Below are 6000 nucleotides of genomic sequence, written 5' to 3' on the forward strand. Positions count from 1 at the left end.
TGAACGAACCCCCGGAACACCCTACCCGCTCGCCGGGATGGCACCCGTGCAGAGCACGGGGCGAGCACGTGACGTGTGTTGCGCTCGTCGGGACGTCGAGCGCCGGCCTTGCCGTCGAGCGTGCGACGTGCCGTCGATGGGTGAGCACGTGGCGCGCCGCTCGACGCGAGCGCGGACGTGAGCGAGCACGCGGTGACGTGAGGGTCGCTCGTCGGAGCATCGACAGGCCTGCCTTGCCGTCGAGCGCGTGGGCACGGCGTCGTCGGGCGAGGACGTGGTGACGTGAGTGTCGCTCGACGTGAGCATGGACGTGGGCGAGCACGTGGTGACATGAGTGTCGCTCGTCGGAGCATCGATGGGCCTGCCTTGCCGTCGAGCGCGTGGGCACGGCGTCGTCGGGCGAGGACGTGGTGACGTGAGTGTCGCTCGACGTGAGCATGGACGTGGGCGAGCACGTGGTGACGCGGGCGTCGCTGGGCGCGAGCGCGGACGTGGGCGAGCACGTGTCGAACGACGGTGTAGGCGAGCACAAGGCCAATGGACGCGAACGAGGATGCAGGCGAGCATTTAACGTGCGCGCCGCGGGCCGTCCGTTCCGAGCATAATAGCATAATAAAAAGGCATGTGGACGAACAGCCCCTTGCATCGTGTTACCGCGTGATTACCCTCCGGACCGGTCGTTTCCTATCCGAAAAATATGAGGTACATATGGCCATTGTGATCGCCACGCCGAACCCCCGCGGGCTCCTTGCCAACATCAAGCGGGCCATCGACGAAGAGAAGGTCAAGACTTGGAGCTACGATAAAGACGGTGACTTAACTCACGCTCCCGACCAATGGGCAAACAAGGCTTGGTTGCGGCCCGTGATTGGGCAGGGAACTCTCATGTTCGGGCTGCTCGGAAGAAAAAGCGAGGGCATGACCAAGCTCATTTACGGGATCTATCACGGTCGTTTCGTCGAAATGTTGCTCACACATTTCGATGAGGAGTTCACCAATGCCTTGGTTACGGCTCAGAAAGAGGCAGGGGTGGACGATTTCAAATAAGCGTCAGGCCGCGGCCATCATCCCTGCTGACCTCGTGCTCGTCCCCCCTGCACGCCCCCCTGCACCGGCCCGAGCTCGTCGGGCCTGTGCAGCGGGCGACGCGGCCAGCGAGCATTCGGATTGGGGGGGCAGAGGAATCGGATCAGGCTGAGTAGCGAAAATCCGGGGATTTCAGGGGATGCGCCCGACCCCCTCCCCTTGTCAAGCCCACCCAAAACCCCCCTTTCGAGGGGGTTCGGAACGATTCCGGAACGATTCCGGAACGGATGAACGACCCCCCCAGACCCCTCGCGAGGTGCCTCGGCGCGCGCCGAGAAGTGTACGGGCGAGCACGTAAGGACGCGTGCGCCGCTCGACGCGAACGTGGACGCAGGCGAGCACGTGGCGCGTGCGCCGCTCGTCGGGCCGGCCATCGACGCCGACCTTGCCGTCGAGCGCACGGCGTGCCGTCGATGGGCGAGCACGTGGCGCCGCGCGACGCGAACGTGGACGCAGGCGAGCACGTGGCGTGTGCGTCGCAGTCGGGACATCGAGCGCCGGCCTTGCCGTCGAGCGCCGGCCTTGCCGTCGAGCGCACGGCGTGCCGTCGATGGGCGAGCACGTGGCGCCGCTCGACGCGAGCGTGGACGCAGGCGAGCACGCGACGCGTGCGCCGCTCGTCGGGGCATCGAGCGCCGGCCTTGCCGTCGATGGGCGAGCACGCGGCGCCGCTCGACGCGAGCGTGGACGCAGGCGAGCACGTAGCGCGTGCGCCGCTCGTCGGGACATCGAGCGCCGGCCTTGCCGTCGAGCGCACGGCGTGCCGTCGATGGGCGAGCACGTGGCGCCCGCTCGACGCGAATGTGGACGCAGGCGAGCACGTGGCGCGTGCTCCGCTCGTCGGGACATCGAGCGCCGGCCTTGCCATCGAGCGCACGGCGTGCCGTCGATGGGCGAGCGCGTGGCGTCGCTCGACGCGAACGTGGACGCAGGCGAGCACGTGGCGTGTGCGTCGCTCGTTGGGACATCGAGCGCTGGCCTTGCCATCGAGCGCACGGCGTGCCGTCGATGGCGAGCACGTGGCGCCGCTCGACGCGAACGTGGACGCAGGCGAGCACATGGCGCGTACGCCGCTCGTCGGGGCATCGACCGCCGGCCTTGCCGTCGAGCGCACGGCGTGCCGTCGATGGGGGAGCACGTGGCGCCGCTCGACGCGAGCGCGGACGCAGGCGAGTACGTGGCGCGTGCGCCGCTCTTCGGGACATCGAGCGCCGGCCTTGCCATCAAGCGCACGGCGTGCCGTCGAGGGGCGAGCACGTGGCCGCTCGATGGGAACGTGGATGCAGGCGAGCACGTGACGCGTGCGCCGCTCGACGCGAACGTGGACGCAGGCGAGCACGTGACGCGTGCGCCGCTCGACGCGAACGTGGACGCAGGCGAATACGTGGCGCGTGCGTCGCTCGTCGAGACATCGAGCGCCGGCCTTGCCGTCGAGCGCAGGGCGTGCCATCGATGGGCGAGCACGTGGCCGCTCGACGCGAACGTGGACGCAGGCGAGCACGTGGCGCGTGCGCCGCTCGTCGGGCTATCGAGCGCTGGCCTTGCCGTCGAGCGCACGGCGTGCCGTCGACGGCCGAGCACGTGGCGCCGCTCGACGCAAGCGTGAACGCAGGCGAGCACGTGAGGCGTCCAGGTTTTACCCCGGTTGACGGATGCGCGCTTCCGTGGATAGAAGCGCACCATGATCGGGATCCGTATCGTAGGAAACCTGACTGTCGGCGAACCGAACGAAGACAGGGGGCTTATCACGTGGCTCCACTGCATCGTCTACGAGTCGAGCGGCAACGATGATGACGAATGCGAGGACGACGACGAAACGGACATCGGTAGCGCGCTCGTCGCGATCATCCACGTGGGCGAAGCTGCACATTGCAACGTTTCCCTACTCGATGCGCTCGACGCGGAGGGGGCCGAATTCGAGGCGCTTTACCCGGTCTACTTTGATGAAGATTGGCTCAAGGACGAGTACGACCAGGGGCAGGGCACCGACCTGTTTTATATCGCAGAACTATCGATTGATGACGCCTATCGGAAACGAAATGTCGACTTGGCTGTGGTCCGCCGACTCTGCGCGTCCTTTGCCGCTGGATGCGAGCTTGTCGTGATGCCGTATGCCAGTGAGGACGAGGCGAAGCATTGGTCTATGCTTGGTTTCGTCGTCAGCACGGAAGGGCAAGCGAGCGGCCTGATGCATTTACAGCAGGCATTGCGCGGGCCTCGCGTGGTAGATGTCGCTGGGAATGGTCGGTTTCGAGTGCTTCCGAACGTCGAGCCCGAAAGGCTGCGAAAGATGAATTGAGCGTTTCCGAGGGGCGCCGCGTGCTCGTCGCCCTCGGGCATCGAGGCGGCGCGGTGCTCGACGTCGGCCTCGGGCTCTCCCCCGGACGTCGGCCCCAGCTCGTCGGCCTCGGACATCAAGGGGACGCGGCGCTCGACGCTGGTCTCGGGCTCGCCAGCCTCGGACATGGAGGGGGGCGCCGGCTCCGTGCCGGTTCGTGTTTGTCCGCCTGGGGCATCGGGACGGACGGGGCGAGTGGCGAACGGCAACTGTTCAGCTTGACGGCACGACTTGTGCTAGAGGCCGCTCGGTGCTACTACTGAACGTATGGCACTTCCTCTTGTGATTGGTGCGGCGGCTCTGGGGTTGGGTGCTCTGCTTCTTTCGGAGTCGAAGCCGAAGCGCTCACGTACATCGACAAGGCCGCGTGCACGCGGTGCGGCGTCCAAGCGGAAGGCATCCACGCGCGCAAAGGCTCCGCAGTGGCGGGAGACGGAGCGCAAGGCGTGCGAGGTGCGGGGGTTGAAGCATCGCGGCGGTCCGGGGCGCGCTGACTGCGGACGCACGGTAGAGGTAAAGGATTGGGCGAGGCCCGTCGACGCTGGCACCGTTCGACGCGAGGCCGCGAAGGGGCGGAAAACGATGGTGGCTCCCGGAGGGTACACGAAGCAGGCCCGCGAGACGGCGCGAGCCTTGGGAATCCGCTTGCGTCGCTCCTGACCTGCACGCGGGGCCCAGCTCGCCGGCCTCGGGCATCGAGGCGGACTGCGCTCGACGAGCGGCGAGCGGCGAAATCTCCCCCCGAGGTCTCGCGGCCGTGACCGCGCTCGACCGCGAAGATTCGCGGGCTCGACGCGGGGGGCGGGTGCGTCGCGACCGACCCCGAGACCATCGAAGGCCGCGGCGCTCGACGCCGGCCTCGTGCTCGTCGCCCTGGACGCCGGCCCAAGCTCGTCGGCCTCGGGCTCGACGTCGGCCTCGTGCATCGAGGCGGCGCGGCGAGGGTCGAGCGTCGAAATCTCCCCCGAGGTCTCGCGGCTGTGACCACGCTCGACCGCGTAAATGCGCCTGCCCTGTATGGGGGCGGGTGCGTCGCGACCGACCCCGGCGAGCAGGGCGCGCCCGCTCTCGTGGTCGTCGGCGTCGGGCATCGAGCGGCCCAGCTCGTCGGCGTCGAGCATCGAGCGGCCCGAGCTCGTCGGCCTCGGGCATCGAGGCGGACGACGTGGCGAGTGTCGAAGTGTTTCCCCGAGGTCTCGCCTCCATGACCGTGCTCGCGTCGGCGTGCCCGGCGCAGGAGGGCAGTGTGTGCTTACGCGTGCGCCCTCCCAGGGGGCGTTACCAGTGCAGAACCCTTGTGGCTCCGGTGGCACCGCCGACCCTGGGGGGATCGCTCGATTCGGTCAGCCTGTTCCGTTGTCGTTGGCGGCTTCGGGGCCCCAAGCAACAAGTCGATCGATGCTCACCACGCGCGCTCGACCGCGTAGATCCGCGGGCTCGACGTGGGGGGCGGGTGCGTCGCGACCGACCCCGAGGCCATCGAGGGGCGCGGCGCTCGACGCCGGCCTCGTGCTCGTTGCCCTGGACGCCGGCCTCAGCTCGTCGGCCTCGTGCTCGACGTTGGCCTCGTGCTCGTCGGCCTCGGGCATCGAGGCGGCGCGGCGAGCGGCGAGCATCTTCCCCGAGGTCTCGCGGCTGTGACCGCGCTCGACCGCGTAAATCCGCGGGCTCGACATGGGGGGCGGGTGCGTCGCGACCGACCCCGAGGCCATCGAGGGGCGCGGCGCTCGACGCCAGCCTCGTGCTCGCCAGCCTCGTGCTCGTCACCTCGTGCATCGAGGCGGACGGCGCGGCGAGCGTCGAAATCTTCCCCGAGGTCTCCCGGCTGTGACCGCACTCGACCGCGTAAATCCGCGGGCTCGACGTGGGGGGCGGGTGCATCGAGGCGGCGCGGCGAGCGGCAAGCGGCGGAATCTTCCGGGAGGTCTCGGGCGCAGGATGGCACCCGACCGCGTGATTGTGGCGGTCCTGCATGGGGGCGGGTGCGTCGTGACGGAGCCCAGTGAGCCTGACCTTCGATCGCATCTTCGTAAGGACGCGAATCGGTTGAGCCGATGCTGGCGATCGAACTAAAAATGCGCGCACTTGGCAAGATGACCCCACTGGTCAGCCGATGAGGGGGCGCGGATGATTTGTAGAGACGGCGTTTCCGACGCATGGGTGCTAACAGCCCGTGGACCTATCCCGAAGGACGATCGACAGGGACGGGGAGATGTCGGTAAGTTTGTCCGCGTCATGTCGATGGGGCGAACACGTGAGAAGCAGGCATCGCTCTGGGTGGCGGCGCCTTCGCTGCCGCGGTCGCCGGGGCACCGGTTCTACGAGAAGCTGAACGAGCTTCTGCGCGAGAACGGGTTTGATCGGGCCATGGAGGCGGCGTGCGCGAAGTATTTCGAGGCCGACGGGACGGCGGGCAGGCCGTCGATCCCGCCGGGACTTTACTTCCGGATGCTGCTGGTCGGTTTTTTCGAGGGGATCGAGTCCGAGCGCGGGCTCGAATGGCGGTGCTCGGACTCGCTGTCCCTGCGGGAGTTCCTCGGGCTGTTGCCCGGCGAAACGGTGCCCGATCATTCGAC

The 6000-nt window shown here is 68.1% G+C and carries 5 protein-coding genes; 4 read left to right on the plus strand and 1 reads right to left on the minus strand.

What is annotated here, in order from left to right; genetic code table 11:
- Positions 1-708: 708 nt before the first annotated feature.
- The 3 genes from QHF85_RS45535 to QHF85_RS45545 all read left to right on the plus strand — a co-directional run bounded on the left by QHF85_RS45535 (position 709) and on the right by QHF85_RS45545 (position 3385).
- Positions 709-1047, plus strand: a complete 339-nt coding sequence (locus QHF85_RS45535; protein ID WP_281333781.1) for a hypothetical protein — start codon at positions 709-711, stop codon at positions 1045-1047.
- Between the two features lie 1165 nt (positions 1048-2212).
- Positions 2213-2692 carry a hypothetical protein gene (locus tag QHF85_RS45540; RefSeq protein ID WP_281333782.1) on the plus strand — a complete coding sequence of 160 codons (480 nt, stop codon included), beginning with the start codon at positions 2213-2215 and terminating at the stop codon, positions 2690-2692.
- Positions 2693-2767: 75 nt separating this feature from the next.
- Positions 2768-3385: a hypothetical protein gene (locus tag QHF85_RS45545; RefSeq protein ID WP_281333783.1), complete on the plus strand. Its 618-nt coding sequence runs from the start codon at positions 2768-2770 to the stop codon at positions 3383-3385.
- Between the two features lie 1382 nt (positions 3386-4767).
- On the opposite strand, the gene QHF85_RS45550 is transcribed toward QHF85_RS45545, so the two are convergent.
- Entirely contained in the window at positions 4768-5100 is a 333-nt protein-coding gene (locus tag QHF85_RS45550) for a hypothetical protein (RefSeq protein WP_281333784.1), read from the minus strand.
- A gap of 559 nt (positions 5101-5659) precedes the next feature.
- On the opposite strand from QHF85_RS45550, the gene QHF85_RS45555 reads away from it, so the two are divergent.
- A partial coding sequence (locus tag QHF85_RS45555; RefSeq protein WP_281333785.1) for a transposase occupies positions 5660-6000 on the plus strand: 341 nt, incomplete at its 3' end.

The sequence above is a fragment of the Polyangium sp. 6x1 genome (assembly GCF_029946515.1).
In the GTDB taxonomy this organism is placed as follows: domain Bacteria; phylum Myxococcota_A; class Polyangia; order Polyangiales; family Polyangiaceae; genus Polyangium.